General features: G+C 51.3%; 1 protein-coding gene. It reads right to left on the minus strand.

Annotation, left to right across the window (positions count from 1 at the left end; genetic code table 11):
* Window positions 1–109: 109 nt before the first annotated feature.
* Entirely contained in the window at window positions 110–2,929 is a 2,820-nt protein-coding gene (locus ACSZO4_RS25245; protein WP_437891836.1) for a calcium-binding protein, read from the minus strand.
* Window positions 2,930–3,015: the final 86 nt, after the last annotated feature.

Below are 3,015 nucleotides of genomic sequence, written 5' to 3' on the forward strand. Positions count from 1 at the left end.
TCTGAACCAGATTTAATCTGACAGACACCTGTATAAATAACCGGTAACTGTCAGATCAGGTCTGAGCTAGTACAGCTCATGGTTTGTCGGCGCCTTTGAGGCGCTCACCCTAAAGCCTCCGGCTCTGCCGGAGGATACTTACTGCTACCGCCGTCGTGCGGGTGGTCGCCAGCGGTATGGCGATAAAGTCCGTTCCGGCATCATCGTCAGAACGTTCAGCAAGGAACTGACTTATTTCCTGATTCAGCAGATTAATGCTGTACGGCGTTTCTGTCGAAGATGCCATCGGCAGAGGAATGTCATATTGCAGATGGTTTAAAATATCGTCCACCAGCCAGTCGGTGCCGTCGGCAAAACTGATATGCTCTACCTGGTATCGTGAGGACCAGAAAAAGTTCTGTACAGTAACGCTGTCGGTACTGTCCTGAAAGCCGATCACCAGATTGTTACCACTACGGGTAATTACCGCCTGACTGGCCAGAATACCGTCACCAAAACACAGGCTGTCTGTTTCTCCGCTGTTGCCGTAATCAGAGAGAACATCCTGGCCGTCACCGGCGTTAAATCGGTAACTGTCGCTGCCACCGTTCCCGTAAAGACTGTCGTTGCCTGTCCCACCCGCTAGCAGGTCATCGCCATCGCCGCCGCTCAGATAGTCATTGCCCGCACCGCCAGCAAGCCAGTCATTCCCTGAAGATCCATAAAGGTTATCATTGCCGTCTTCTCCATGCAGAATATCGTCACCGACGCCGCCATCCAACGTATCGTCACCCGCACCACCTGCCAGCAGATCAACACCAGTCGATCCGTAAAGTTTGTCATTGCCGGTGCCGCCATAGAGGGTATCGTCTCCGCCGTCGCAGTACAGAAGGTCATCACCATCATCACCGGAAAGGGCATCGTTACCCACCCCACCCTGCAGCGTGTCATTTCCGTCGCCGCCATGGATTTCGCTACCTTCACCGAATGCCTGCAGGTATTGATCAGCATCGGTTGCGGCCAGCACTAAGGCCTGCACCCTGGCAACGTCCCAGGTTGTTCCGTCGGCAAAAACAATCTGCCCTATGTGATAAGTGGGGAAAAAGTCCTTAACCGTTACGCTGTCTGCCGTATCGGCAAAACGTATCAGCAGATCCCCATTACTACGCCGAGCAATAGTCTGCCCGGCGAGAATCCCCTCGCCAAAACGCAAAGTATCAACATCGCTGCTTCCCTTTTTACCGTCGATAATGGTGTCCTGACCATCACCGGCATTAAACAGATAAGTATCACTATCAAAACCACCGTTGAGGGTATCATTCCCCCTACCGCCATGAATCAGGTCATTCCCTATGCCACCGTTAATGATGTCATCGCCTGCATCGCCATACAGAAGGTCGTTTTCAATTCCGCCTTCCAGTGTGTCCGCACCATCGCCACCATGAATTTCGCTGCCCCCGCGTAACCCCTTAATCGTATCGGCGTGCTCAGTTGAGGCCACCAGAATGTCTCTGATTCGCTGATTATCCCAGCAGGTACCATCCGCAAAAACGATTTGATCGATGCGATAACTGGCGTCAAAGAAATAATTTTTGATGGTGATACTGTCGCTGCTGTCCTGAAAACGGATCACCAGATTGTCAGCATCACATTGCAAAATGACCTGTCCGGCATCCAGTCCCTCACCCAGGCGAAGCGTGTCGCGTTTATCAGTGGCGCCATAGCGGTACTCGGTAATAATGTCCTGACCGTCGCCTGCGTTGAACAGATAAGTATCATTGCCTCGACTGCCAGATAAACTGTCGTTACCGATACCGCCCGCCAGCAGATCGTCACCCGCCCCGCCATCCAACGAATCGTTACCAGCCTCACCGAACAACACATCATTCGTTCCAGAACCTGTTAGGGTATCGTCACCGCCTGCTGCGTGTATTTCGTATCCTTCACCTGAGGAGTACAGCTGCTGGGCGTCGTCGGTGGGCATCAGTACTTTGGCCTGAATGGTTGCGAAATCCCAGGTTGTGTTATCGGCAAAAACAATATGCTTAATCGACAAGCCGCCCCGGATAAAATAACCGCTAATCGTCATACTGTCGCCGCTATCGGGCATATTGATATTAAGGTCATTCCTGTTTCGTTGCAGAACAAGGTTATCGGCCGTAATACCCTCGCCTATTTGCAGGATATCGTTACCCTCGTTGAAGTCGTATTGCCGAATAACGTCATTACCGTCGCCGATATTAAATAAATAGCGATCAGCGCCCGCGCCGCCGTCAAGGACATCATCACCGACGCCTCCGGCCAGCACATCGTCACCCTCTCCTCCGATGAGGATATCGTCACCTTCGCTGCCATAAAGCTGCTGATTGTTAACCGGTAATGCTTCATCTGGTGGTTCGGGCAACATGGCATATACAGTTTCAACGTCCCAGATGGTGCCATCGGCAAAGACAATCTGCTCTACCTGATAGCAGGCTGAAGCAAAATAGTCGCTGATTGTCACGCTATCGTCGCCGTGCTGAAACGTCATGACCAGGTCTTTACCACTGCGTGAAAGCTGCGTCTGGGCTGCAAGGATCCCGGCAGCAAACCTCAGCGTGTCATGCTCACCGTAAAAATCATAAAGGGTATCCTGGCCATCACCGATGCTGAATAGCCAGCTGTCGTTACCCATTCCCCCGTCAAGCCAGTCATTGCCCGTACCACCTACCAGTAGATCGTCTCCGTTACTCCCCTCAAGCGTGTCATCACCGTCTTCGCCATAAAGAATGTCATTTCCCCAGTTGCCGGATATAACGTCATTGCCCCCTCCGGCGTAAACTACGCTGCTTTCATTGTTAGAAAAATACCACTGGTCGCCATCATCAAATCTCAGGGGGAGATTTTTAAAGATCTTATCTTCCAGGCAGGATCCATCAGCAAAACTAAGCGTAACGGAATATTTACCCATGGTATAGTAATTTGTACTAGCTCAGACCTGATCTGACAGTTACCGGTTATTTATACAGGTGTCTGTCAGATTAAATCTGGTTCAGA

This window comes from Phytobacter sp. V91, assembly GCF_965644225.1.
In the GTDB taxonomy this organism is placed as follows: Bacteria; Pseudomonadota; Gammaproteobacteria; order Enterobacterales; family Enterobacteriaceae; genus CBFFRJ01.